24 protein-coding genes are annotated in these 24,540 nt (G+C 73.0%); 15 read left to right on the top strand and 9 right to left on the bottom strand.

The genetic code is table 11. The features are described 5' to 3' along the window. Nucleotides 1-16 precede the first annotated feature (16 nt). Nucleotides 17-511 (bottom strand): MarR family winged helix-turn-helix transcriptional regulator, encoded by a 495-nt coding sequence (locus tag OG462_RS22155; protein WP_406060035.1) that lies wholly within the window; start codon nucleotides 509-511, stop codon nucleotides 17-19. 92 nt (nucleotides 512-603) lie between these two features. Between OG462_RS22155 and OG462_RS22150 the strand changes: the two genes are divergently transcribed. The 4 genes from OG462_RS22150 to OG462_RS22135 all read left to right on the top strand — a co-directional run bounded on the left by OG462_RS22150 (nucleotide 604) and on the right by OG462_RS22135 (nucleotide 4,572). After that, on the top strand, nucleotides 604-1,704 hold the full coding sequence (locus OG462_RS22150) for a hypothetical protein (RefSeq protein ID WP_406060033.1): 1,101 nt from the start codon (nucleotides 604-606) through the stop codon (nucleotides 1,702-1,704). Nucleotides 1,705-1,809: 105 nt separating this feature from the next. Beyond that, nucleotides 1,810-3,303, top strand: coding sequence for a DUF2252 domain-containing protein (locus OG462_RS22145; RefSeq protein ID WP_406060031.1), 1,494 nt, complete (start codon nucleotides 1,810-1,812; stop codon nucleotides 3,301-3,303). 43 nt (nucleotides 3,304-3,346) lie between these two features. Continuing rightward, on the top strand, nucleotides 3,347-4,168 hold the full coding sequence (locus OG462_RS22140; RefSeq protein ID WP_406060030.1) for a hypothetical protein: 822 nt from the start codon (nucleotides 3,347-3,349) through the stop codon (nucleotides 4,166-4,168). A gap of 59 nt (nucleotides 4,169-4,227) precedes the next feature. Continuing rightward, on the top strand, nucleotides 4,228-4,572 hold the full coding sequence (locus OG462_RS22135; RefSeq protein ID WP_328487986.1) for a rhodanese-like domain-containing protein: 345 nt from the start codon (nucleotides 4,228-4,230) through the stop codon (nucleotides 4,570-4,572). A 54-nt stretch (nucleotides 4,573-4,626) separates the two neighbouring features. Here the strand turns inward: OG462_RS22135 and OG462_RS22130 are convergent, their stop codons facing one another. The 6 genes from OG462_RS22130 to paaA all read right to left on the bottom strand — a co-directional run bounded on the left by OG462_RS22130 (nucleotide 4,627) and on the right by paaA (nucleotide 9,548). Then, nucleotides 4,627-5,760 carry an acyl-CoA dehydrogenase family protein gene (locus OG462_RS22130; RefSeq protein ID WP_406060029.1) on the bottom strand — a complete coding sequence of 378 codons (1,134 nt, stop codon included), beginning with the start codon at nucleotides 5,758-5,760 and terminating at the stop codon, nucleotides 4,627-4,629. Nucleotides 5,761-5,879: 119 nt separating this feature from the next. Further along, a complete protein-coding gene (locus OG462_RS22125; protein ID WP_406060028.1) occupies nucleotides 5,880-6,983 on the bottom strand; it encodes a 2Fe-2S iron-sulfur cluster-binding protein in 1,104 nt (367 codons plus the stop codon). Further along, a complete protein-coding gene (paaD, locus tag OG462_RS22120) occupies nucleotides 6,984-7,481 on the bottom strand; it encodes a 1,2-phenylacetyl-CoA epoxidase subunit PaaD (RefSeq protein WP_406060026.1) in 498 nt (165 codons plus the stop codon). It abuts the gene before it with no gap. Next, nucleotides 7,475-8,215, bottom strand: coding sequence for a 1,2-phenylacetyl-CoA epoxidase subunit PaaC (paaC, locus tag OG462_RS22115; RefSeq protein WP_406060024.1), 741 nt, complete (start codon nucleotides 8,213-8,215; stop codon nucleotides 7,475-7,477). Before paaC ends, paaD begins: the two co-directional genes overlap by 7 nt. Continuing rightward, entirely contained in the window at nucleotides 8,212-8,499 is a 288-nt protein-coding gene (gene paaB, locus OG462_RS22110; RefSeq protein WP_055599070.1) for a 1,2-phenylacetyl-CoA epoxidase subunit PaaB, read from the bottom strand. The genes paaC and paaB overlap by 4 nt, the downstream gene beginning before the upstream one ends. After that, nucleotides 8,496-9,548 carry a 1,2-phenylacetyl-CoA epoxidase subunit PaaA gene (gene paaA / locus OG462_RS22105; RefSeq protein ID WP_406060022.1) on the bottom strand — a complete coding sequence of 351 codons (1,053 nt, stop codon included), beginning with the start codon at nucleotides 9,546-9,548 and terminating at the stop codon, nucleotides 8,496-8,498. Before paaA ends, paaB begins: the two co-directional genes overlap by 4 nt. 112 nt (nucleotides 9,549-9,660) lie before the next feature. Here paaA and OG462_RS22100 point away from each other — a divergent pair, with 112 nt between their 5' ends. The 3 genes from OG462_RS22100 to OG462_RS22090 are packed head-to-tail and all read left to right on the top strand — an operon-like array spanning nucleotide 9,661 to nucleotide 12,460. Further along, nucleotides 9,661-10,440, top strand: a complete 780-nt coding sequence (locus OG462_RS22100) for a DUF5819 family protein (RefSeq protein WP_406060021.1) — start codon at nucleotides 9,661-9,663, stop codon at nucleotides 10,438-10,440. Then, nucleotides 10,437-11,786 (top strand): HTTM domain-containing protein, encoded by a 1,350-nt coding sequence (locus OG462_RS22095; RefSeq protein ID WP_406060019.1) that lies wholly within the window; start codon nucleotides 10,437-10,439, stop codon nucleotides 11,784-11,786. Before OG462_RS22100 ends, OG462_RS22095 begins: the two co-directional genes overlap by 4 nt. Next, nucleotides 11,783-12,460 (top strand): TrmH family RNA methyltransferase, encoded by a 678-nt coding sequence (locus OG462_RS22090; protein ID WP_406060017.1) that lies wholly within the window; start codon nucleotides 11,783-11,785, stop codon nucleotides 12,458-12,460. The genes OG462_RS22095 and OG462_RS22090 overlap by 4 nt, the downstream gene beginning before the upstream one ends. A gap of 42 nt (nucleotides 12,461-12,502) precedes the next feature. Here OG462_RS22090 and paaN read toward each other — a convergent pair whose 3' ends face one another. After that, a complete protein-coding gene (paaN, locus tag OG462_RS22085; protein ID WP_406060015.1) occupies nucleotides 12,503-14,200 on the bottom strand; it encodes a phenylacetic acid degradation protein PaaN in 1,698 nt (565 codons plus the stop codon). 124 nt (nucleotides 14,201-14,324) lie between these two features. Here paaN and OG462_RS22080 point away from each other — a divergent pair, with 124 nt between their 5' ends. Together OG462_RS22080 and OG462_RS22075 are read left to right on the top strand one after the other, a co-directional pair. After that, nucleotides 14,325-15,932 (top strand): 3-hydroxyacyl-CoA dehydrogenase, encoded by a 1,608-nt coding sequence (locus OG462_RS22080; protein ID WP_406060013.1) that lies wholly within the window; start codon nucleotides 14,325-14,327, stop codon nucleotides 15,930-15,932. Further along, nucleotides 15,929-16,522 carry a TetR/AcrR family transcriptional regulator gene (locus OG462_RS22075; protein WP_406060012.1) on the top strand — a complete coding sequence of 198 codons (594 nt, stop codon included), beginning with the start codon at nucleotides 15,929-15,931 and terminating at the stop codon, nucleotides 16,520-16,522. Before OG462_RS22080 ends, OG462_RS22075 begins: the two co-directional genes overlap by 4 nt. Nucleotides 16,523-16,604: 82 nt before the next feature. On the opposite strand, the gene OG462_RS22070 is transcribed toward OG462_RS22075, so the two are convergent. Next, nucleotides 16,605-17,195: an Lrp/AsnC family transcriptional regulator gene (locus tag OG462_RS22070; protein ID WP_406060010.1), complete on the bottom strand. Its 591-nt coding sequence runs from the start codon at nucleotides 17,193-17,195 to the stop codon at nucleotides 16,605-16,607. Between the two features lie 177 nt (nucleotides 17,196-17,372). On the opposite strand from OG462_RS22070, the gene pdhA reads away from it, so the two are divergent. The 6 genes from pdhA (at nucleotide 17,373) to OG462_RS22040 (ending at nucleotide 24,500) form a co-directional block, all read left to right on the top strand. Continuing rightward, nucleotides 17,373-18,533 (top strand): pyruvate dehydrogenase (acetyl-transferring) E1 component subunit alpha, encoded by a 1,161-nt coding sequence (pdhA, locus tag OG462_RS22065; protein ID WP_406066654.1) that lies wholly within the window; start codon nucleotides 17,373-17,375, stop codon nucleotides 18,531-18,533. Then, nucleotides 18,533-19,597: an alpha-ketoacid dehydrogenase subunit beta gene (locus OG462_RS22060; protein ID WP_406060008.1), complete on the top strand. Its 1,065-nt coding sequence runs from the start codon at nucleotides 18,533-18,535 to the stop codon at nucleotides 19,595-19,597. The genes pdhA and OG462_RS22060 overlap by 1 nt, the downstream gene beginning before the upstream one ends. Further along, nucleotides 19,597-21,003: a dihydrolipoamide acetyltransferase family protein gene (locus tag OG462_RS22055; RefSeq protein WP_406060006.1), complete on the top strand. Its 1,407-nt coding sequence runs from the start codon at nucleotides 19,597-19,599 to the stop codon at nucleotides 21,001-21,003. Before OG462_RS22060 ends, OG462_RS22055 begins: the two co-directional genes overlap by 1 nt. Nucleotides 21,004-21,106: 103 nt before the next feature. Next, complete coding sequence (locus OG462_RS22050) at nucleotides 21,107-22,036, top strand: NTP transferase domain-containing protein (RefSeq protein WP_406060004.1); 930 nt, start codon at nucleotides 21,107-21,109, stop codon at nucleotides 22,034-22,036. Then, nucleotides 22,033-23,418 carry a molybdopterin molybdotransferase MoeA gene (locus OG462_RS22045; RefSeq protein ID WP_406060003.1) on the top strand — a complete coding sequence of 462 codons (1,386 nt, stop codon included), beginning with the start codon at nucleotides 22,033-22,035 and terminating at the stop codon, nucleotides 23,416-23,418. The genes OG462_RS22050 and OG462_RS22045 overlap by 4 nt, the downstream gene beginning before the upstream one ends. Continuing rightward, nucleotides 23,415-24,500, top strand: a complete 1,086-nt coding sequence (locus OG462_RS22040) for a potassium channel family protein (protein WP_406060002.1) — start codon at nucleotides 23,415-23,417, stop codon at nucleotides 24,498-24,500. Before OG462_RS22045 ends, OG462_RS22040 begins: the two co-directional genes overlap by 4 nt. Nucleotides 24,501-24,540 lie beyond the last annotated feature (40 nt).

Below are 24,540 nucleotides of genomic sequence, written 5' to 3'. Positions count from 1 at the left end.
GGCCTCGCTTCTCCGGTCAGTGCGGGGGGCTGTCCGGGAGGCCGGACGTGCCCGCGGCGTTGTAGCGGAGCAGATAGGCGGCGAAGCGGGCGAGGTCCTCGGCCGGCCAGTCCTTGAGGCGTTCCTGGTAGGCCGCGAGACGGCTCGTCTGGGCCGCGGCGAGCACCTTGGTGCCCTTCTCGGTGGGGTGGAGGACGTGCACGCGGTGGTCGTCGGGTGCGGGTCGGCGCTCGACGAAGCCGAGCTTCTCCAGGCCGGCGACCTGGCGGCTGACGGTCGACTTGTCCAGCAGGTAGTGGGCCGCGAGATCGGTCGCGCGGCAGCCGCGCTGCTCCTCGATGTGGGCGAGGAGCGTGTACGAGACGAGCGGGAGCTCGGGGTGGACGCGGGCTGCCGCGGCGCGGGCCCGGCGGGCGAACGCCGTCAGCTCGCGCTGAATGACGTCCACGGACGCCTCACGTGGTGGCTGTGCCGCTGAGGCCTCATGCGGTGGCTGTGTGTCGCCGGTCATGGCGGGCTCCCTCGTCGCCGTGCGGGCACGGGTAGCCCGTCACACGCTTCCAGTTGTATAGTACAACGGTTCTTTAGTTGTAAAAGCCAACCATGGAGGTCTCGGTGTCCGCACCTGCAGGACCGAACACCGGCGGTGCGCTGCGGCATGTCCTCGGACATCTGCTCACCCCGCTGCTGATGTGCGTCGGCATGGGATTCGCCTACCTCGGCGCGTTCCACGCCCCCGAACCCCACGATCTGCGCGTCGACGTCATCGGCTCGGGACCCACCACCCAGGTCCTCGCGCAGACCCTCCAGGACAAGGGCGCCGGCGCCCTCGACGTCCGTACCGTCGCCGACCGGGACACGGCCGTCACCGCGCTGCGCGAGCAGAGCAGCTTCGGCGCCTACATCCCCGGCGACAAGCCCGAACTCCTCGTGGCCTCGGCCTCCTCCGACACCAGCGCCATGGCCGTCGAGAAGGTGTTCACCAAGGTCGCCGCCGCACAGGACTCCCCGCTCAAGGTCACCGACGTGGCCCCCGTCGCCGCCGGCGACCCCACCGGGCAGGGCGTCTTCTTCCTGCTCGTCGCCCTCAGCATCGGCGCGTACGCCTCGGTCGCCGTCATCGGCGGAGCCGGAGCCGTGCTGCCCCTGCGGATCAGGGTCCTCCTCGCCGCCGGGATGTCGCTCGTCGTCAGCCTCGTCGGCACCCTCTTCGCCGGGCCGGTCTTCCACCTGGTCGACCAGGGGCTCGGCGGCGTGTGGGCACTGTCGTGGCTGTACGCGGCGGGCATCCTGCTCGTCGGCGTCGGCCTCCACACCTTCCTGCGCCGCTGGACCACGCTCGGCGTGATGGTGCTCTTCGTCATGCTCAACTTCACCAGCTCCGGCGGCATCTTCCGGCCCGAGCTCCAGCCCGGCTTCTTCGGCGCGCTGCACGCCTTCTGGAACGGCGCGGGCTTCGTCGAGGGCGTACGCGGCCATGTGTACTTCGACGGTCACGCCCTCGGCGGACACGTCCTCACCCTTGCCCTCTGGCTCCTCGCCGGTGCCGCCCTCGTCGTGGCCGCCGGGGTCACGGAGGCCAGGCGGGCGAAGGCGGGCGGCCAGGGACCGGCCGCGGCCCCGGCCCGGGAAGCCACCACCCGGACCGAAGCCGAGGGGGAGAAGGCGGCGGAGGAGGAGATGGAGGAGGCCGTCGCGGTCTGAGCAGTTGTCCACAGGGGCTTGTCCACAGGGGGAGACGCCCGCTCGGGTGCGGCGGTACCGTCAGGCCCGATGATGTTGGACTTTCGCATCGGGGGAGGGCAGGCCATGGACGACAACCAGGTCGTGGTGCCGGGACAGCGCGGCACGGACGGAGCGCCGGACGCCGGCTCGGACAGCGGCTCGGGCGGCGTGCGCGTGCCGCACGTGCCGGGCTTCGCCCGCCGCGGCGCCTTCGGCGGCGGGACCGCCGCCACCTCCCCCAAGGAACGGGGCAAGGCACTGCGCGAGCGGGTCCCGCGCTCCGCCCACCGGCAGCCCGCCCTCGCCGCCGACCGCCCCGACGCCGTCCGGGCCGTCGAGGAGTCCAACCGCGACCGCGTCCCCGAACTCGCACCGATGCGGGTCGGCCGGATGGCGGCCAGCCCCTTCACCTTCCTCCGTGGATCCGCCGGGCTCATGGCCCAGGACCTGGCCGGCACCCCCGTCACCGGGATCGCCGCCCAACTGTGCGGCGACGCCCACGCCGCCAACTTCGGGCTCTACGGAGACGCGCGCGGCCGGCTCGTCATGGACCTCAACGACTTCGACGAGACCGTCGTCGGCCCCTGGGAATGGGACCTCAAGCGGCTCGCCACCTCCCTCGTCCTCGTCGGCCGGGAGGTGGGAGCGAGCGAGGAGGTGTGCCGGGCCGCCGCCTTCGACACCGTCGGCGCCTACCGCCGCACCATGCGACTGCTCGCCCGGCTCCCCGCCCTCGACGCGTGGAACGCGATCGCCGACGAGGAACTCGTCTCCCACACCGACGCCCGTGATCTCCTCGGCACCCTGGAGCGGGTCTCCGCCAAGGCCCGCAACAACACGAGCGCCCGGTTCGCCGCCCGCTCCACCGAAGCCCTGACCGACGCCGAGGGCGGCGGCCGCAGATTCGTGGACGCTCCCCCGGTCCTGCGCCGGGTTCCGGATGCCGAGGCGGCCGCCGTCGCCGCCTCCCTCGGCCCCTATCTGGAGACCGTGTCCGAGGACCGGCTGCCGCTCCTCGCGCGGTACGCCGTCCACGACGTGGCCTTCCGGGTCGTCGGCACCGGCAGCGTCGGCACCCGCTCGTATGTCGTGCTGCTTCTCGACCACCGGGGCGAGGCGCTGGTCCTCCAGGTGAAGGAGGCCCGGCCGTCCGCCCTGCTGCCCCACCTGCCGACAGCCGGCTTCACCGTGCCGGACCCCGGTCACGAGGGGCGGCGCGTGGTGCTCGGACAGAAACGCATCCAGGTCGTGAGCGACATCCTGCTCGGTTGGACGACGGTGGAGGGGCGCCCCTTCCAGGTGCGCCAGTTCCGCAACCGCAAGGGGAGCGTCGATCCCGCCGCGCTCACCGTGGACCAGGTCGACGACTACGGCCGGATGACCGGGGCCCTGCTCGCCCGCGCCCACGCCCACAGCGCCGACCCCCGACTGATAGCCGGGTACTGCGGCAAGAACGAGGAGTTCGACGAGGCCGTCGCCGCCTTCGCCGTCTCGTACGCGGACCGCACCACCGCCGACCACGAGGAGCTGCTCACCGCCGTCCGTTCCGGGCGGATAGCGGCCGAGCTGGGCGTCTGACGCCTGCGGCAGGGACCCGCGTGCGGCCCCGTACGCTGGGGGTGTGACGAGCCGGAACGAGGACAGCGACGTGGACCAGGGCAAGGCCGACGAGCGGCCCGAGGCGCGGCTTGAGCGGGCTGTGCGGGTGGCCGAGCAGGCGTTGATCGAGTTCGAGATCGCCGTCGAGACCTTCCGGGTCGAGGTGGACAACTTCTCGCGGCTGCACCACCAGAAGCTCGGCCCGATGTACGCGCGGCTCGACGAGCTCGACGCCCGGATCGTCGAGGCGCGGGCCGCGCGCAGCGGCGACCCGGAGGATCTGCGGCGGGCGCAGGAGGCGCGGGCGGCAGTCATGCCGATGCCCGGGGTGGACGAGCTGTTCCACGACTGGATCGACTCCGACGGCCTCTCCCCCGAGGCCGCGGCCATGCTCACCGAGCGTCCGGTGCAGTCGCCGAAGCGGGTCCGTCCCGGCGAGGAGGCCCGCAGGCTCTACCGGGAGCTGGTCCGTAAGGCCCACCCCGACCTGGCCCGCGAGGAGGACGAGCGGAAGCGGCGCGAGGAGTTCATCACGCGGGTGAACGCCGCCTACGCCCGGGGCGAGGAGACGCTCCTTCGCGAGCTGTCCGCGGAGTGGGAGGCCGGTCCCGTGCCGGCCGAGGAGCGGCTCAGCGAGAGCGAGGAGCTGTACGCGCGCCTGGAGTGGCTGGCGCAGCGCAAGGACATGCTGTCCGGGCTGGCGCGCGAGCTGGAGGAGAGCGCGATCGGCGCGATGCTGCGGATGGCGCCGGAGGACCCGGACCGTCTCCTGGAGGAGATCGCGGAGCAGCTGCTCGCGCAGGTGTCCGAGCGGGAGAACGAGCTGGCCGAGCTGGTGCAGTAGGTTTTTCCGTGCGCTCGAGGTCCTTCGGGCGGTACTAGGAACGAGAGAAGGCCGGTCCCATGAATTTCTCCCCTCTGCCCTCGGTGGACGCGGCTTCCGTGCCGGCCGATGCCCTGGTGCTGGACGTCAGGGAGGACGACGAGTGGGCGGCCGGTCATGTCGAGGGCGCGGTGCACGTGCCGATGAGCGATTTCGTGGCCCGCTTCGGCGAGGTGACCGAGGCCGTGGCCGAGCGCGGTCGCGCGTATGTGATGTGCCGGGTGGGCGGCCGGTCGGCGCAGGTCACGCAGTATCTGGTGCAGCAGGGCTTCGACGCGGTGAACGTCGAGGGCGGAATGCTCGCCTGGGACGGTGCCGGGCGTCCGATGGTGACGGGTACCGGAAGCCCGGCCTTCGTTCTCTGAGACTTCCGGTCCCTTCCTGACGTTCTCCGGTGGGTCTTTGGGGACGGGAAGGCCTCAGTCGAGGGGGTGGGCGGCCAGCAGGTCGCCCAGGGCCTCCTCGTGGGCCGCGGCGGGGCCGAGCGACAGCTCCAGGTGCTTGGCCCAGGCGTGGTAGCGGTGCAGCGGGTAGTCGGTGTCGGCGCCGAAGCCGCCGTGCAGGTGCTGGGCGGTCTGCACCACCCGTCGCACTCCTTCGGAGGCCCAGATCTTCGCGACGGCGATGTCCCCCGCGGCGGGGAGTGCCGCTTCGGCTCCGCCGGCGAGGCGCCAGGCCGCCTGCCAGAGGGTGACCTCCATGGCGCGCAGGTCGATGTAGCGGTCGGCGGTCTGGACGGCGACGGCCTGGAAGGTGGCCACGGGGTGGCCGAACTGTTCGCGTTTCCCGGTGTATTGGCTCGTCATGGTGAGGACGGCCTCGCCGAGGCCGAGGGCGAGCGCGCAGGTGCCGGTGGTGAGGAGTCCGCGCAGCCAGTCCCAGGCGCCTTCGGAGTCGATGACGTGGGTGCTGTCGAGGCGTACGGCGTCGAGCCGTAGTTCGGCGAGGAGTTCGCCGCTGGTGGAGTACTGCGCGGTGAGGACGAGTCCGTCGTGGGTGCGGGGCACCAGGGCGAGGACGGTGTCGCCGTCGGGGGTGTGCGCGGGTACGGCGATGATGTCGGCGCCGTGGGCCCACGGGACGGCGGTCTGCAGGCCGTCGAGGATCCAGCCGGTGCCGTCGCGGCGTGCGGTGACGGCGCGTTCGGCGGGGTCGTGGCCGGTGCGTCCCTGGGAGGCGGCGGTGAGGACGAGTTCGCCGCGGCTCACGCGGGGGAGCAGGTCGGCTGCTGTCGTCGGGGGTGCGTACCGGTCGACGGTCATCGCGACGGCGCTGGTCTCCAGGAGGGGGACGCGGGCGAGGACGCGGGCCGACTCGCGCAGGACGAGGCAGAGGGCGACGGGGTCCAGCCCGCCGCCGCCGTGATCCGGGGACACCACGAGACCGAGCAGGTCGGCGGCGGCGAGGCGGGACCAGAGCGGTCGGTCGAGGTCCTCGGCGACGGCGCCCGGGGTGAGGGCGGGGCTCGGTATCGCGTCGGGCGTGACGCCCGAGAAGACCGCCTTGGCCGCCTCGACGGCCGCCTGCTGTTCTTCGGTGAAGGTGAAGTCCACTGCCCTGCCCTCCCGTTGTGCCCCTGCTGGTCCTGACGGTTCGTCAAGATAGAACAGGTTCTAGTGGAAGGGAATGGCGGCGCCACACTTGGTCGGGTGTGGCGCCGGGGCCTCTCCCGTCAGCGGTCGAAGTCCAGCTCCACGTCCGGGGTGACCGGGTGGGACTGGCAGGCCAGGACGTATCCGGCTTCGGTCTCCTCCGGCTCCAGCGCGAAGTTGCGGTCCATCCGCACCTCTCCGCCGACGAGGAAGGCGCGGCAGGTGCCGCACACCCCGCCCTTGCAGGCGTACGGGGCGTCCGCGCGGGAGCGGAGCACCGTGTCGAGGAGCGTCTCGCCGCGGTCCACCGGCCAGGTGCCGGAGCGGCCGTGCAGGGTCGCGGTCAGCGTGGCGTGCGCGGGGGTGTCGGCCGTCGGGACCGGGGCGGGCGCGGAGCCGTCGTCGACGTGGAAGATCTCCTGGTGGATCCGGCCGCGGTCGACCCCGAGTCCGCGCAGTGCCCGCTCGGCGCCCTGGACGAGCCCGAAGGGACCGCAGAGGAACCAGCCGTCGATGGCGTCGACCGGCAGCAGCGAGGGCAGGAGCGCGGCGAGGCGCTCGCGGTCGAGGCGCCCGGACGGCAGACCCGCCTGCTGCTCCTCCCGGGAGAGGACGGTGACCAGCTGGAAGCGCTCGGGGTAGCGGTCCTTCAGGTCGGCGACCTCGTCGAGGAACATCGTGGACGCGGCGGTGCGATCGCTCCGGATCAGACAGAACCGGGCCTCGGGCTCGCGGGCGAGCAGGGTGGCCGCGATCGACAGGACCGGGGTGATGCCGCTGCCGCCGACGACGGCCGCGAAGTGGCCGGGACGCGGGGTGAGCGAGAAGCGGCCCATGGGCTCCATGACCTCGACGAGGTCGCCGACGGCCAGCTCCTTGAGGGCGTACGTCGAGAACGAGCCGCCGTCGACGAGCCGGATGCCGACCCGCAGGACGGGGGCCTCACCGGCCGGGGTGGCGGGGGCGCAGATCGAGTACGTGCGCCGGATCTCCTCCCCCTGCTCGCCGGTGCGCCGCAGGGCGAGGTGCTGGCCGGGGAGGTGCCGGTACGTGTCGTGGAGCTCGGGCGGGACCGCGAAGGTGACGGCCACGGAGTCGTCCGTGAGGCGCTCGACCTCGCTCACCCTGAGCGGATGGAACCCGGCCCGTCCGCCGGCCCGGGCGCCCACGCCTGAGGACTCCATCTACAGCTCCTTGAAGTGGTCGAACGGTTCGCGGCAGGCGGTGCAGCGGCGCAGGGCCTTGCACGCGGTCGAGGAGAAGCGGCTGAGGAGTTCGGTGTCGGTGGAGCCGCAGTTCGGGCAGCGGATCGCCAGGGTCAGCGGTATCGGGCCGCCGGCCGGGCCCTGGGGGCGCGGCGGTGCGACGCCGAACTCGGCGAGCTTGCGCCGCCCTTCCTCGCTGATGTCGTCGGTGGACCAGGCGGGGGCGAGGACCGTGACGACGGAGACCTCCGGCACTCCGTGCTCGTGGAGCGCGCGCTCGATGTCCGAGGACATGGTCTCGACGGCGGGGCAGCCGGTGTACGTGGGGGTGAGGGCGACTTCGACCCGGCCGGGGCCGGTGACGTGGACGCCCCGCAGGACGCCGAGCTCCGCCAGGGTGAGGACGGGCAGCTCGGGGTCGAGGACGGAGCCGGCGATCCGGCTCAGCTCCTCTTCCAGGGCCGTCATGGTCACCATGCCGCCCCCGGGTGGCTGCGGTGCAGGTGCTGCATCTCGGCGATCATCCGTCCGAAGGACTCGGTGTGCAGTCCCTGCCGGCCGGCGCCCGCGGCCCAGGCGCCGGTGCGCGGCCCCTCGGGCACGGTGAGCGTGGCCCGGCCGAGGACGTCGGTCACCGAGGCCAGCCAGGCGCTCTCCATGGCCGCGTGGTCCACGTCGAGTCCCTCGACGGGCTGGAACAGCTCGCCCGTGTACCGCCAGAGGGCGTCGCAGGCCCGCCGCATCCGCTCGTGGCTCTCGGCGGTGCCGTCGCCGAGGCGCAGGGTCCACTGCTCGGCGTGGTCCTGGTGGTAGGCGACCTCCTTGACGGCCTTGGCCGCGAGAGGGGCGAAAGGTCCGCCGCCGGAGGCCAGCTGCCCGTACAGGAGTCGCTGGTAGGTGGAGAAGTAGAGCTGGCGGGCGATGGTGTGGGCGAAGTCGCCGTTCGGCTGCTCGACCAGCTGCACGTTCCGGAAGGAGCGCTCCTCGCGCAGGTACGCCAGTTCGTCCTCGTCGCCGACGAGGGAGAGCAGGACGCGGGCCTGGCCGAGGAGGTCGAGGGCGATGTTGGCCAGGGCGACCTCCTCCTCCAGGACGGGGGCGGAGCCGGCCCACTCCCCCAGGCGGTGGGAGAGGACGAGGGCGTCGTCGCCGAGGGCGAGTGCGGCGCCGGTGATCAGGACGCCCTCATGCGTGTCGGGGGTGGTGCTCACAGGTGCTTCACCCCCTCCGGGATCTCGTAGAACGTCGGGTGGCGGTAGGGCTTGTCCGCGGCCGGCTCGAAGAACGGGTCCTTCTCGTCGGGCGAGGAGGCGGTGATCTCCGCGGAGGGCACGACCCAGATCGACACGCCTTCGCTCCTGCGGGTGTACAGGTCACGGGCGTTGCGCAGGGCCATCTCCGCGTCGGGCGCGTGGAGACTGCCCGCGTGGGTGTGGGACAGCCCGCGGCGGGAGCGCACGAACACCTCCCACAGCGGCCAACCGTCGCTCGTCATGCCTGTGCCTCCACGTGCTCGCCGGTGTGCTGGTGCTTCTCCGCCTGGTGCTTCTCCACGCGGTGCTTCTCCGCGTGGGCCGCCGCGGCTTCTCTGACCCAGGCGCCGTCCTCGTGGGCCTGGCGCCGCCTGCTCAGCCGCTGGTCGTTGCAGGGGCCGTTGCCCTTGAGGACGTCCCAGAACTCGGCCCAGTCGATCGCGCCGAAGTCGTAGTGCCCGCGCTCCTCGTTCCACCGGAGGTCGGGGTCGGGGAGGGTGAGTCCGAGGGCCTCGGCCTGCGGCACGGCGATGTCGACGAAGCGCTGCCGCAGCTCGTCGTTGGAGTGGCGCTTGATCTTCCAGGCCATGGCCTGGGCGGTGTGGGTCGACTCGTCGTCCGGCGGGCCGAACATCATCAGCGAGGGCCACCACCAGCGGTCCACGGCGTCCTGCGCCATGGCGTGCTGGGCCTCGGTGCCGTTCGACAGGGCGAGCAGTGCCTCGTACCCCTGGCGCTGGTGGAAGGACTCCTCTTTGCAGACCCTGACCATCGCGCGGGCGTACGGCCCGTAGGAGCAGCGGCACAGCGGGACCTGGTTGGTGATCGCGGCGCCGTCCACCAGCCAGCCGATCGCGCCGACGTCGGCCCAGGTCAGCGTGGGGTAGTTGAAGATCGAGGAGTACTTCTGGCGGCCCGCGTGGAGCTTGTCGAGCAGCTCGTCGCGGCTGGTGCCGAGAGTCTCCGCCGCGCTGTACAGGTACAGGCCGTGGCCGGCCTCGTCCTGGACCTTGGCCATGAGGATCGCCTTGCGCCGCAGCGAGGGCGCGCGGGTGATCCAGTTCGCCTCCGGCTGCATGCCGATGATCTCGGAGTGGGCGTGCTGCGCGATCTGCCGGACGAGCGAGGCGCGGTAGGCCTCGGGCATCCAGTCGCGCGGCTCGATCCGCTCGTCGGCGGCCACGGCGGCGTCGAACACGGCCTCGAAAGCGGCTTGCTCCGCGGCCGCGGCCGCGTCCGACACACCGGGCACGCCCGTGGTCGCTGCCGTCCCTGCCGTCACTGCGGTCATCAGACCCCCTACCGACCGATCGTTCGGTTGAATGACTTCAATGGTGAGTCGGCGGCCCGTATGGTGTCAACCCTGTGGATAACCGAGGTGGGCCGATCGGGATCGGGGCGGGATGGACGCGTACGTCGAAAAGGACGCGGCTGACGTGGACGACGGCCGTCCGACACCCCCGGCGGACCCCCTGGCGGACCCCCCGGCCGGCACCCCGGACGTGCCCCCCGCGGCGGAGCGCGCGGCCACCGGGATCATGGCCCTGTCGATGCCCTACCAGGTCGTTCTCGCCGTGGCGCTCGCCGTCGTCGGGGTCTTCGCCTGCGTCCACCTCGCGATGGTGTTCCTGCACGTGGCGCCGTCCAACACGCTGACCAAGCGGCACGGCCAGGCTGTCGACGACTGGGTCTATCCCGAGTTCGAACAGAACTGGAAGCTCTTTGCGCCCAACCCGCTCCAGCAGAACGTCTCCGTCGAGGTCCGGGCCGAAATCGCCGCCGCCGACGGCAGCCGCCGCACCACCGGCTGGATCGACCTCACGGCCCAGGACGCCGAGGCGATCCGCCACAACCCGATGCCCAGCCACGCCCAGCAGAACGAGCTCCGCCGGGCCGTGGACTTCTACCTCAACTCGCACTCCGACGACCACACCCCCAACGGGATGCGCGGCCGCCTCTCGGAGGAGTACATGCGCCGGATCGCGATGCTCCGCCTCGGCGACCGGCCCGGTGACGTGAAGCGTGTCCAGCTGCGTGCCGTCACCCGGGCGGTCCCCGCTCCCACGTGGAGCTCCGAGAAGATCGACGCCGCCCCCTCCTACCGCGACTTCCCGTGGTGGCCGGTCACCGACGCGGACCGGCCCACCGGGGTCGACCGAAGCCGCGCGGAGGCGGGCCGATGAGCATCCCGACCCCGAACCCCGCGCCCGCGCCCATCCCCGCGCCCGCCCCCGCGCCCATCCCCGCGTCGACCCCCGCGCCCGCGCCCATCCCCGCGCCCGCCCCCGCGCCCATCCCCGCGTCCGCTCCCGCGGCTCCCCGTGAGTCCTTCGACCGTCGGCTCGCCCGTGCCGTCCAGACCGTCACGGGCCGCTCCCTCGGCGCGTACCAGACCGCGATCGTGCGGATCGGCTTCTCGCTGACCTGGCTGGTCTTCCTGCTGCGCGAGCTGCCGTTCCGGCACGAGCTGTACGGTCCCGACGGCCCCTGGTCCTGGGAGATGGCCCGCCGGCTGATCGCCGACAACCGGTCCTTCACCGTGCTCATGTGGTCGGACGGCCGGCTCTGGTTCGAGCTCGTCTACGGGCTCGCCGTGCTCTCGGCCGTGCTGCTCCTGCTGGGCTGGCGCACCCGTGCCGTGTCGGTGGTCTTCATGTGCGGGGTGCTCTCGCTGCAGAACCGGTCCGTCTTCGTGGGCGACGGCGGCGACAACGTCCTCCACCTCGCCGCGATCTACCTCGTGCTGACCCGCTGCTCGCAGGTGTGGTCCCTCGACGCCCGGCGGGCGGCCCGCGAGGCCCGCGCCGCCCGTGCCGGGGAACCCCCGCGCCACGATCGCGTCGGCCCGCTCCTGTGGACGGTGCTCGGCGGCTTCCTCCTCGCCACCACCTGGTTCAGCGACGTCACCGGCGAGTGGTGGCTGCCGGTGCTGCTGTGGGTCCTGTGGCTGGGGAACGGCCTGTGGTGGCTGGTCTGCCGGTTCGCGCCCGAGGAGCCGCGCACCCTGCTCGACGCCCTCGCCCACCTCGCGCACAACGCCGCCCTCGTCGTGATCATGGCGGAGGTCTGTCTGATCTACGCCACGGCCGGCTGGTACAAGATCCAGGGCTCGCGCTGGCAGGACGGCACCGCGCTGTTCTACCCGCTCAACCTGGACTACTTCACGCCCTGGCCGGCCCTCTCCGAGCTGCTCGGGACGAGCGGGGTCATGGTGATGCTGCTGACCTACGGCACGGTGATCGTGCAGGTCGCCTTCCCGTTCACGCTCTTCCACCGCAAGGTCAAGAACGTCCTGCTCGTCGCGATGATGCTGGAGCACGCCGGGATCGCGGTGCTCCTCGGGCTGCCGGTCTTCTCGCTCGCGATGATCTCCGCCGACGCCGTGTTCCTGCCGACACCGTTCCTGCTGGCGCTCGGCGCGTGGGTCGTACGGCGCAGGGACCGGCTGCTGCGGCGGACGCCCGCCGAGACGGTGCCCGAGCAGCGCCGTACGGGTGAGGAGCACGGTCCCCGTACCCTCGTCGGGTGAGCACCACCGAAGAGAAGGCAGCGCCCGAGGCGTCGGAGCCGACCCAGTACGACGAGGGTTTCGGCCCCGAGATCGGCGTCGGGCCGCACCCGGAGCCGTGGCCCGAGGGCGAGCGGTACGACCCCGAGCTGCTCGCCGACGGCGACCGGCGCAATGTCGTCGACCGCTACCGGTACTGGACGCGGGAGGCGGTCGTCGCCGACCTGGACACCCGCCGCCACGACTTCCACGTGGCCGTGGAGAACTGGGGCCACGACTTCAACATCGGTTCGGTGGTACGGACGGCCAACGCGTTCCTGGCGAAGGAGGTCCACATCGTGGGCCGACGGCGCTGGAACCGGCGCGGCGCCATGGTCACCGACCGCTACCAGCACGTCCGGCACCACCCGGACACCGAGTCGCTGACCTCGTGGGCGGCAGCCGAGGGCCTGCCCGTCATCGGCATCGACAACCTGCCGGGCGCCGTGCCGCTGGAGCGGACCGTGCTGCCCCGCCGCTGTGTGCTGCTCTTCGGGCAGGAGGGCCCGGGGCTCACCGAGGAGGCCCGCGCCCATGTGGAGATGGTCTGCTCGATCGCCCAGTTCGGCTCGACCCGCTCGATCAACGCGGGAGCCGCCGCCGCCATCGCCATGCACGCCTGGGTGCAGCGCTACGCGGAGATCGAGACCCCCTGAGCGAGACGTGGAGGCCCCGGAGGGCCTCCACGCGCGCGTGCCTCAGGCCTGGCGGCGGACCTCCACCACCCGGAAGCGGTTGGAGACGAAGGCGCCGTCGCACAGGGCGGCGTTCGCCGCCGGGTTGCCGCCGGAGCCGTGGAAGTCGGAGAACGCGGCGGTCTGGTTCACGTAGACCCCGCCCGTGAGGTTCAGGGAGAGCTGCGCCGACTCCTCCAGGCAGACCTCCTCCACCGCACGCTCGGTGTCCGCCGAGGTCGTGTAGGCCCCGACCGTCATCGCGCCCTTCTCCCGGACCGTGCGCCGCAGCAGCTCCAGGGCGTCGTCGGTGGAGTCCACCGAGACGGCGAAGGAGACCGGGCCGAAGCACTCCGAGAAGTACGCGGCCTGGGCGTCCGGCTTGGAGCCGTCCAGCTTCACGATGACCGGTGTACGGACCACGGCGTCCGGGTACTCCGGGTTGACCACCTCGCGGGAGGCCAGTGCCACCTCGCCGAGACCGGCGGCGGCCTCCAGGCGCGCCTTCACGTCCGGGTTGACCAGGGCGCCGAGCAGACCGTTCGCCCGGGCGTCGTCGCCGAGCAGACCGCCGACCGCCGAGGCGAGGTCGGCGACGACCTCGTCGTACGACTTGGGGCCCTGGTCGGTGGTGATGCCGTCGCGGGGGATCAGCAGGTTCTGCGGGGTGGTGCACATCTGGCCGCTGTACAGGGACAGCGAGAAGGCCAGGTTGGCCAGCATGCCCTTGTAGTTGTCGGTGGAGTCGACCACCACCGTGTTGACGCCGGCCTTCTCGGTGTAGACCTGCGCCTGGCGGGCGTTGGCCTCCAGCCAGTCGCCGAAGGCGGTGGAGCCGGTGTAGTCGATGATCCGGATCTCGGGGCGCACGGCCAGGGTCTTGGCGATGCCCTCGCCCGGCCGCTCGACGGCGAGCGCGACCAGGTTCGGGTCGAAGCCGGACTCGGCGAGCACCTCACGGGCGACCTGCACGGTGAGCGCGAGCGGGAGCACCGCGCGCGGGTGCGGCTTGACCAGGACCGGGTTGCCGGTGGCGAGGGAGGCGAACAGGCCCGGGTAGCCGTTCCACGTGGGGAAGGTGTTGCAGCCGATCACCAGGGCGACGCCGCGGCCGACCGGGGTGAACTCCTTGCTCAGCTCCAGGGGGTCGCGCTTGCCCTGCGGCTTGGACCAGTCGGCCCGCCCGGCGGGGGTGCGGGTCTGCTCCGCGTACGCGTACGCCACGGCCTCCAGGCCGCGGTCCTGGGCGTGCGGGCCGCCGGCCTGGAACGCCATCATGAACGCCTGGCCGCTGGTGTGCATGACGGCGTGGGCGAACTCGTGGGTGCGGGCGGAGATCCGGGCGAGGATCTCCAGGCAGACCAGGGCGCGGGTCTCGGCCCCGGCGTCGCGCCAGGCACCCGTGCCCGCGCGCATCGCGGGGAGCAGGACGTCGATGTCGGCGTGCGGGTACTCGATGCCGAGCGCCGGCCCGTACGGCGAGGTCTCGCCGCCCGTCCAGCCGTCCGTGCCGGGCTGGTCGAGCTCGAAGCGGGTGTTCAGCAGGGCCTGGTGGGCGGCGAGACCGGCCGCCGCGTCGAGCGAGCCGTCCTCCCCGTACGCCTTCGGGTGCTCGGGGTACGGCGACCAGTAGGCACGGGTCCGGATGGTGTCGAGCGCCTGGTCGAGAGTGGACCGGTGCTTCTCGGCCAGACGGTCGATGGTCTGCAGGGCGGTGGCCATGGATGGACCAACTCCTCGTCGAGCTGGGCAGGGAGACACGTACGGAGTTAGAGTAACCGAACGATCGGTCGGGACAAGGGGGCCTGTCGATCCTGTGGAAAACCCATCGGGGAGGATCACTCCTATGAGCGCCAACGTGACCGTCAGGGGGAGCGACGACGTGACCGCCAGTGAGCCTGCCGCCGCCGTGGAAGCAGCCGAAGCCGTGGCCGAAGGGGCCCTGGGGCCCGTCGGGCGGGACCGTACCGTCGCCGTCGTCGGCACGGGCACCATGGGCCAGGGCATCGCCCAGGTCGCCCTGGTCGCCGGCCACCCCGTACGCCTCTACGACAGCGCCCCCGGCCGCGCCGAGGAGGCCGTGGCCGCCCTCACCGCCCGCCTCGACCGGCTCGTCGAGAAGGGACGCCTCGACGCCACCGCGCGCGAGGCCGCCGTCGGACGTCTGCACGCCGCCCAGGACCTCGCGGAGCTCGCGGACGCGGCGCTCGTCGTCGAGGCGATCGTCGAGCTGCTGCCCGTCAAGCAGCAGCTCTTCGCCGACCTGGAGAAGGTCGTCGGCGACGACACCGTCCTCGCCACCAACACCTCCTCGCTCTCCGTCACCGCCATCGCGGGAGGCCTGCGGCTGCCCGGCCGGTTCGTCGGACTGCACTTCTTCAACCCGGCGCCGCTGCTCCCGCTCGTCGAGGTCGTCAGCGGCTTCGCCACCGAGCCGGACGTCGCCACGCGCGCGTACGAGACGGTGAAGGGCTGGGGCAAGACCCCGGTGCGTTGCGCGGACACCCCCGGTTTCATCGTGAACCGGGTCGCCCGCCCCTTCTACGCGGAGGCGCTGCGGGTCTTCGAGGAGGGCGCGGCCGATCCGGCCACGATCGACGCGGCCCTGCGCGAGTGCGGCGGCTTCCGCATGGGCCCGTTCGAGCTGACCGACCTCATCGGCCAGGACGTGAACGAGGCCGTCACCCGCTCCGTCTGGGAGTCCTTCTACCAGGACCCCAAGTTCACGCCCTCGCTCGCGCAGCGGCGGCTCGTGGAGTCGGGGCGGCTAGGCCGGAAGACGGGCCGGGGCTGGTTCTCGTACGCGGAGGGCGCGGAGCGGCCCGAGCCGCACACGGCGGCGCCGGCGGAGGCGCCGAAGCGGATCGCCGTCCGGGGAGAGCTCGGGCCGGCGGAGCCGCTGGTGGGGCTCTTCGAGGAGGCCGGGATCACCGTCCGGCGCAAGGGCGGCAACGGGTACATCCTGCTGCCCGGCGGCGGCAGGCTCTGCCTCGTGGACGGAGAGACCTCCTTCGAGTACGACACCGACGAGATCATCTACTTCGACCTGGCGCTCGACTACGCGCGCGCGACCCGGATCGTGCTCTCCACCCGTGAGGGGACCTCGGACGAGACGCTCGCGGAGGCGGTCGGTCTCTTCCAGGCGCTCGGCAAGCAGGTGTCCGTGATCGGCGACGTGCCCGGCATGATCGTCGGCCGTACGGTCGCCATGCTGGCCGACCTCGCCGCCGACGCCGTCGACCGGGGCGTCGCCACCGCCGAGGACGTGGACACGGCCATGCGGCTCGGGGTCAACTACCCGGCCGGCCCACTGGAGTGGGCCGGGAAGGTGGGCCACGCGCGCGTGCGGGACTTCCTCGACGCGATGGACGACCGCTACCCCACGGGCCGGTACGCGCCGAGCCTGGCCACGGCACGCCGGGGCTACGCCGAGGACGCGGAGGACTCCCGATGACCACCGCCAAGCGCGACACGTACACCCCCGAGACGCTGCTCTCGGTCGCCGTGCGGGTCTTCAACGAGCGCGGCTACGACGGCACGTCCATGGAGCACCTGTCCAAGGCGGCCGGGATCTCCAAGTCGTCGATCTACCACCACGTGTCCGGCAAGGAGGAGCTGCTGCGGCGGGCGGTCAGCCGGGCGCTCGACGGTCTCTTCGCGATCCTCGACGAGCCGGGCGCCGGGCGCGGCCGGGCCGTCGAGCGGGTCGAGTACGTCACGCGCCGGACGGTCGAGGTGCTGATAGCGGAGCTGCCGTACGTGACGCTGCTGCTGCGGGTGCGGGGCAACACGGGCACCGAGCGGTGGGCCATGGAGCGGCGGCGCGAGTTCGACCACAGGGTGGCCGACCTGCTCAAGGCCGCCGCCGAGGAGGGCGACCTGCGGGCCGATGTGGACATCCGGCTCGCGACCCGGCTCCTCTTCGGCATGATCAACTCGCTGGTGGAGTGGTACCGGCCGCATCCGGACGCGACGGCGGAGCGCGAGCAGCTCGCCGAGACCGTCGCGCACCTGGCCTTCGACGGGCTGCGGACGGCCCGCTGAGGGCCCGCTGAGCGCATGCCGAGGGCCTGCTGAGCGCATGAGGCCTGCTGAGGGCCGCCCAGGGCGCGGCCCGGGGCGGCCCTCAGGCGTGGGGGTCGGTGTTCAGGTCCGTCTCCTCGAAGACCAGCAGCGTGCGCGTGGACAGCACCTCCGGGATCGCCTGGATCCGGGTGAGCACCAGCTCGCGCAGCGTCCGGTTGTCCGGCGTGTGCACCAGCAGCAGGACGTCGAAATCGCCGCTGACCAGCGCGATGTGCGTCGCGCCCGGCAGCGCTCCGAGCTGCTCGCGGACCGTGCGCCAGGAGTTCTGGACGATCTTGAGCGTGATGTAGGCGGAGGCGCCGTGGCCCGCCCGCTCGTGGTTGACCCGGGCGCTGAAGCCGCGGATCACCCCGTCGTCGATGAGCCGGTTGATGCGCGCGTAGGCGTTGGCCCGGGAGACGTGCACCCGCTCGGCCACGGAGCGTACCGAGGCGCGACCGTCCGTTTGCAGCAACCGCAGGATGTCCCGGTCGATCGCGTCCAGCGGGCGTGCCGGAAGCGCGCCCGTCGGCGTGCCGATCGGGGCGCTCAGGGCCTCGCCGGGCACCTCGCTCCCGGTCCCGCCGAGTGCGCCGCCCGTGCCGTCGTCCGGAGCCCCGCTCCGGTCGTCGGCCATTTGTTCATCCGCCATGTCCCCCCGCCTCTCTCCGGTGGACGACCTGTACTCATCCCAGGCCGTGGAGAACCGTTTGTCCACAGGCTGCAGGTGCCTGTAGCCAAAATGCCTCCACGACCGAACAATCGGTAGGTGAGGCGCGCCACACTCGCGCCACCCGCCTTCGGGTCTTATGCCCGCTCCCACGAGGAGGTGGACTCGTTGCAACAGCGCAGTTCGACAGTCCAAGAGCCGCCCGGTGCCGTTCCCGCCCACCGGCCCACCCCGCCGCCGACGTGGCAGCCGCGTACCGACCCCGCCCCGCTGCTGCCCGACACCGAGCCGCTGCGCGTGCTCGGCACGGACGCCGTGGCCGACGCCGACCCCGCGCTGCTGCTCCGGCTCTACGCGGAGCTGATCCGCGGCCGCCGGTACAACACGCAGGCCACCGCCCTCACCAAGCAGGGCCGGCTCGCCGTCTACCCGTCCACCCACGGGCAGGAGGCGTGCGAGATCGCCGCCGCCCTCGCCCTGGAGGAGCGGGACTGGCTCTTCCCCTCGTACCGCGACACGCTGGCCGCGGTCGCCCGCGGCCTCGACCCCGTGCAGGCCCTGACCCTGCTGCGCGGCGACTGGCACACCGGGTACGACCCGCACGAGCACCGCATCGCGCCGCTCTCCACCCCGCTGGCGACCCAGCTCCCGCACGCGGTCGGCCTCGCCCACGCCGCCCGGCTCAAGGGGGACGACGTCGTCGCCCTCGCCATGGTCGGCGACGGCGGCACCAGCGAGGGCGACTTCCACGAGGCGCTGAACTTCGCGGCCGTCTGGCAGGCCCCCGTGGTCTTCCTCGTGCAGAACAACGGCTTCGCGATCTCCGTACCGCTCGCCAAGCAGACCGCCGCCCCCTCCCTGGCCCACAAGGCCGTCGGATACGGGATGCCCGGCCGGCTCGTCGACGGCAACGACGCGATCGCCGTCCACCAGGTGCTCACCGAGGCCGTGGCCCGCGCGCGGCGCGGCGGCGGCCCCACCCTGGTCGAGGCCATCACGTACCGGATCGACGCCCACACCAACGCCGACGACGCCACCCGCTACCGTGCGGCCGGCGAGGTCGAGACCTGGCGGGCGCACGACCCGATCCTGATCCTCGAACGGGAACTGACGGAGCGTGGCCTCCTCGACGAGGACGGCAGGCGAGCGGCGGCCGAGGCCGCCGAGACGATGGCCGCGGACCTGCGCGAGCGGATGAACGCCGACCCGGTGCTCGACCCGATGGACCTCTTCTCGCACGTGTACGCGGAGCAGACCACGCAGCTGCGGGAACAGGCGGCGCAGCTGCGCGCCGAGCTCGAAGCCGAGGGTGAGGCGTGATGACGACGGCGACGACCGGATCCACGGCGGGCACGACCGCCGGGAACTCCGGTAAGGGCGGCGGGGCCGGGAAGGCCAAGCCCGCCACGATGGCGCAGGCGCTCCAGCGCGCCATGCGCGACGCGATGGCCGAGGACCCGACCGTCCATGTGATGGGCGAGGACGTCGGCACTCTCGGCGGGGTCTTCCGGGTCACCGACGGGCTCGCCAAGGAGTTCGGCGAGGACCGCTGCACGGACACCCCGCTGGCCGAGGCCGGCATCCTCGGCGCGGCCGTCGGCATGGCCATGTACGGCCTGCGACCGGTCGTCGAGATGCAGTTCGACGCGTTCGCCTACCCGGCGTTCGAGCAGCTGATCTCCCATGTGGCACGGATGCGGAACCGCACCCGTGGCGCGATGCCGATGCCGATCGTCATCCGTGTCCCGTACGGCGGCGGGATCGGCGGCGTCGAGCACCACAGCGACTCCTCCGAGGCCTACTACATGGCCACTCCCGGACTGCACGTCGTCACCCCGGCGACCGTCGAGGACGCCTACGGGCTGCTGCGCGCGGCCATCGCCTCCGACGACCCGGTGGTCTTCCTGGAGCCCAAGCGGCTCTACTGGTCCAAGTCCGACTGGTCCCCCGAGGCGCCCGCGCCCGTGGAGCCGATCGGCAAGGCCGTCGTACGACGGCGCGGCACCGGCGCCACCCTGATCACCTACGGCCCCTCCGTGCCCGTCTGCCTGGAGGCCGCGGAGGCCGCCCAGGCCGAGGGCTGGGACCTGGAGGTCGTCGACCTGCGCTCGCTCGTGCCCTTCGACGACGAGACCGTCGGCGCGTCGGTGCGGCGCACCGGCCGCGCGGTCGTCGTCCACGAGTCGACCGGCTTCGGCGGCCCCGGCGCGGAGATCGCCGCGCGGGTGACCGAGCGCTGCTTCCACCACCTGGAGGCGCCGGTGCTGCGGGTCGCGGGCTTCGACATCCCGTACCCGCCGCCGATGCTGGAACGGCACCATCTGCCGGGCGTCGACCGGGTCCTGGACGCGGTGGCGCGGCTGCAGTGGGAGGCGGGAAGCTGATGGCGCAGGTGCTCGAGTTCAAGCTGCCCGACCTCGGTGAAGGACTCACCGAGGCGGAGATCGTCCGCTGGCTGGTCAGCGTCGGCGACGTCGTCGCCATCGACCAGCCGGTCGTCGAGGTCGAGACGGCCAAGGCCATGGTCGAGGTGCCCTGCCCGTACGGCGGTGTCGTCACCGCCCGGTACGGCGAGGAGGGCACCGAACTGCCCGTCGGCGCGCCGCTTCTGACGGTCGCGGTGGGTGGCGGCGCAGGCGCGGACGCGGTTTCCGCGCCGGCCGCCTCCGAGAAGGCATCCGGCTCCGCCGAGTCCGCCGTCTCCTCCGAGTACTCGGGCAATGTGCTCGTCGGCTACGGCACGGCGGGGCCCGCCGCCCGGCGCCGTCGCGTACGGCACGAGAGCCCGGCCGTGGCGCAGACGCCCGCGTCCGCCCCCGTCGCCGCTCCGGCTCCCGTGGCCGCTCCGGCCCCGGTCGTCGCCGCGGCGCCGGTCGCCCTGGCGGCGTCCGGCCACGGGAGTCCGGTTCCCGTCATCTCACCGCTCGTACGGAAGCTGGCCAGGGACCGGGGGCTCGATCTGCGCGAGGTCCGTGGATCGGGGCCCGAGGGCCTGATCCTGCGGGCCGATGTGGAGCTGGCCCTCGCGGCCCTGGAGCGTCCGGTCGCCGCGCCGACGCCGGCCCCTGCCGCCGTCTCCGCGCCTGCGGTCGCGGTCCCGGCCGGTGAACGGATTCCGCTGCGCGGGGTCCGTGGCGCCGTGGCGGACAAGCTGTCGCGCAGTCGTACGGAGATCCCGGACGCGACCTGCTGGGTCGACGCCGACGCGACCGAGCTGATGGCCGCGCGGGTGGCGATGAACGCGGCGGGCGGGCCGAAGATCTCGCTGCTCGCGCTCCTCGCCCGGATCTGCGTCCACGCCCTGGCCCGGTTCCCCGAGCTCAACTCCACCGTGGACATGGCCGCCCGGGAGATCGTCCGGCTGCCGGCCGTGCATCTCGGCTTCGCCGCCCAGACCCCGCGAGGCCTGGTCGTCCCCGTGGTCAAGGACGCGGGGACCCGGACGGCCGAGTCGCTGACGGCGGAGTTCGCCCGGCTGACGGAGGCCGCACGGCAGTCCGCGCTCACCCCGGCCGATCTGACGGGTGGCACGTTCACCCTGAACAACTACGGGGTGTTCGGGGTCGACGGCTCCACGCCGATCATCAACCACCCCGAGGCCGCGATGCTCGGCGTCGGCCGGATCATCCCCAAGCCCTGGGTGCACCAGGGTGAACTGGCCGTACGTCAGGTGGTGCAGCTCTCGCTCACCTTCGACCACCGCGTCTGCGACGGCGGCACGGCGGGCGGCTTCCTGCGGTACGTGGCGGACTGCGTCGAGCAGCCCGCGGTCCTGCTCCGCACGCTCTGACGCCCCGCGCTTCGGCGGGACCTTCCCGGTCCCGCCGTCCGGGGCGTCTCATCAAGGGAGACGCGCCCGACGGCGAGACCGGGCGGCGGACCATACTGCTGGGGTGACCACCCCACATGACGCCGTCGTACTCGCCGGAGGCGCCGCCCAGCGACTCGGCGGCGCCGACAAGCCCGGCGTACGCGTCGGAGGCCGGGCGCTCCTCGACCGGGTCCTCACGGCCTGCCGCGGTGCGGACCGGACCGTGGTCGTCGGCGATCCCCGCCCGACCGTCCGCCCCGTCCGCTGGACCAGGGAGGACCCGCCCGGCGGAGGGCCGCTCGCCGCCCTCGACGCCGGCGTACGGGAGACCGGCGTACGGGAGAGCGGCGTACGTGACACCGGCGTACGTGACGCGGGGCTGCGGGCGGCAGGGGTACGGGAGACCGAGGCCGATGTCCTGCTCGTCCTCTCCGCCGACCTGCCCTTCCTCGACGAGGACACCGTCCGTCGACTGCTCGGTGCCCTCGCCGAGGCCCCCGACGCCGAGGCCGCGCTCCTCACCGACGCCGAGGGACGGGACCAGCCGCTCGTCGCCGCGTACCGCGCCGCCCCGCTCCGGCGGGAGTTGGCGCGGATCGCCGAGGAGCGCGGCACCCTCACCGGTGGCTCGCTGCGGCAGCTCACCGGCGCGCTGCGCCTCACCCGGGTCACGGCGGCGCCCCTCGCCTCCTTCGACTGCGACACCTGGGAGGACATCGCCACGGCCCGGGCCCGTATCAGGGAGCATGGGACCGTGCTGGATGAATGGATCACCGCAGTCAAGGACGAACTGGGCATCGAGCTGGACGTCGACACCGGCGTGCTGCTCGATCTGGCCCGTGACGCCGCCCACGGAGTGGCCCGCCCCGCCGCGCCCCTGACCACCTTCCTGGTCGGATACGCGGCGGCGCGCGCGGGCACCGAGGGCGGTCCGGAGGCGGTCGCCGAGGCCGCCCGCAAGGCCGCCGCGCTGGCCCAGCGCTGGGCCGCCGAGCAGGACGAGGCCGGATGAGCCTGAAGGAGCCCCTCCCGGTGGCCCCGGACACCGCCGACGCGCAGGCCGGGGGACCGCACCGGGCCACCGCCTGGCCCGAGGCGCGAGCCGCGGCCGTCCGCGCCGGGGTCTCCGCGCGGGCCGGCCGGGCGCCGCTCGGCGTACCGCTCGGGCAGGCACTCGGCCAGGTGCTGGCCGAGCCGCTCCTCGCCCTCACTGACCTGCCGCCCTTCGACACCTCCGCCATGGACGGCTGGGCGGTCGCGGGCCCCGGCCCGTGGACCGTCCGCGAGGACGGCGCCGTCCTCGCCGGGCACGCGGCCGCGGCCGCGGCGGTGGACGGCGAGGCCGTACGGATCGCCACCGGTGCCCGCGTCCCGACCGGGACCACCGCCGTCCTCCGCAGCGAGCACTCCCGCACCGAGCACCCCCGGACGGACAGCGTCAGCGCCCCCGGTGGTGCTCTGCTGCACGCCCTGCGCGAGGTGGTGCCGGGCCAGGACATCCGGCCCCGGGGCCAGGAGTGCCGCTCCGGCGACGAACTGCTCCCCGCCGGCACCGTCGTGACCCCCGCCGTACTGGGCCTCGCCGCAGCCGCCGGCTACGACGAACTCCCCGTACCGCCGCGCCCCCGGGTCGAGATCCTGGTTCTCGGCGACGAGCTGCTCACCGCCGGTCTCCCCCACGACGGCCTCATCCGTGACGCCCTCGGCCCGATGCTCGGCCCCTGGCTGACGGCGCTCGGCGCCGACGTCCTCGCCACCCGCCGGATCGGTGACGAGGCCGAGGAGCTGTACGCGGCCGTCACCGGCTCCACCGCGGACCTGGTCCTCACCACCGGCGGGACCGCCGCCGGGCCCGTGGACCACGTCCACGGCGTACTGGAGAAGGCCGGCGCCACCCTCCTGGTCGACGGTGTGAAGGTCCGGCCCGGCCACCCGATGCTGCTCGCCCGCCTCGGCGCCGAGCCCACCGGCACCGAGCCCATCGGCAGCGAGCTCACTCGCGCCGAGCACGTCCGCCATCTCGTCGGGCTCCCCGGCAACCCGCTCGCGGCCGTATCCGGCCTTCTGACGCTGGCCGAACCCCTCCTCAGGGCGCTCGCCGGAGCCGCATCCGAAGCAGGCGACCGTACGCCCACCCCGCCCCGCGTCCTCGTCCAGGACGAGGTGCACGGGCATCCGTACGACACACGGCTCGTCCCGGTCGTCCGCCGTGGTGGACGAGCCGTACCCCTGCGCTACAACGGACCGGCCATGCTCCGAGGCATCGCCGCCGCCGACGGCCTGGCCGTCGTCCCGCCCGGCGGCGCCCGCCCCGGCCAAGACCTGGATGTCCTCGACCTTCCCTGGGCGACGGCCGAGGGGGCCGTACCGGCCCAAGGAGCGTGTTTCACGTGAAACTTCCCAGTCGTGACGTGATGGCCCGCCATGCGGACGAGCGGATCTCCGGCCCGCAGATCAGGCTGCCGCGCCGGGAGGTCGAGCGGCCGTTGCGCCAGGTCGGCAAGCGGCTCCTGATGGCGCTCGGCGTGCTGGCCGTGACGATCCTCATCGTCTATGTCGACCGCGACGGCTACCACGACAACGCCGACGGGACGCTCGACTTCCTCGACTGCGCCTACTACGCGACCGTCACGCTCTCCACCACCGGATACGGCGACATCGTCCCGTACAGCGACACGGCGCGGCTCGCCAACATCCTGCTGGTCACGCCCTTGCGCGTGCTGTTTCTGATCATCCTGGTCGGCACCACTCTCGAGGTCCTCACGGAGCGGACCCGCGAGGAGTTCCGGCTGAACCGCTGGAGGTCCACCTTGCGCGACCACACCGTCATCGTCGGCTTCGGCACCAAGGGGCGGTCCGCGATCCAGACGCTCTGCGCGACCGGACTCAGCAAGGATCAGATCGTCATCGTCGATCCCTCCAACAAGGTGATCGAGACGGCGAACGCGGACGGGTTCGTCGGCGTCGTCGGCGACGCGACCCGCAGTGACGTGCTGCTCCGCGCCGAGGTGCAGCGGGCCCGGCAGATCGTCATCGCCACCCAGCGCGACGACACGGCCGTCCTGGTCACCCTCACGGCCCGCCAGCTCAACCGGGGCGCGAAGATCGTCGCCGCGGTCCGCGAGGAGGAGAACGCGCCGCTGCTGCGCCAGTCCGGCGCGGACGCCGTCATCACCAGCGCCAGCGCCGCCGGTCGCCTGCTCGGCCTCTCCGTGCTGAGCCCCAGCGCCGGCACCGTGATGGAGGACCTCATCCAGCAGGGCTCCGGCCTCGACCTGGTGGAGCGCCCGGTGACCAAGAGCGAGGTCGGGAAGAGCGTGCGGGAGACCGGCGACCTGGTCGTGAGTGTGCTCCGCGGTCACCGGCTGCTCGGCTACGACGACCCGGCCGCCAGCCCGCTCCAGCTCACCGACCGGGTGATCACCATCGTGCGCGCCGCGCCGGTCACCCCGCTCAGGACGCCGCCGGAGGACTGAGCCCGGAGCAGCGCGCCCCCGGCCGGTCCCGGGAGTAGCC

Origin of the sequence: Streptomyces sp. NBC_01077, from assembly GCF_045162855.1 — a bacterium.
Classification (GTDB): domain Bacteria; phylum Actinomycetota; class Actinomycetes; order Streptomycetales; family Streptomycetaceae; genus Streptomyces.
Note: the sequence above shows the minus strand (reverse complement) of the source record. Positions and strands in the feature narration are given on the sequence as shown.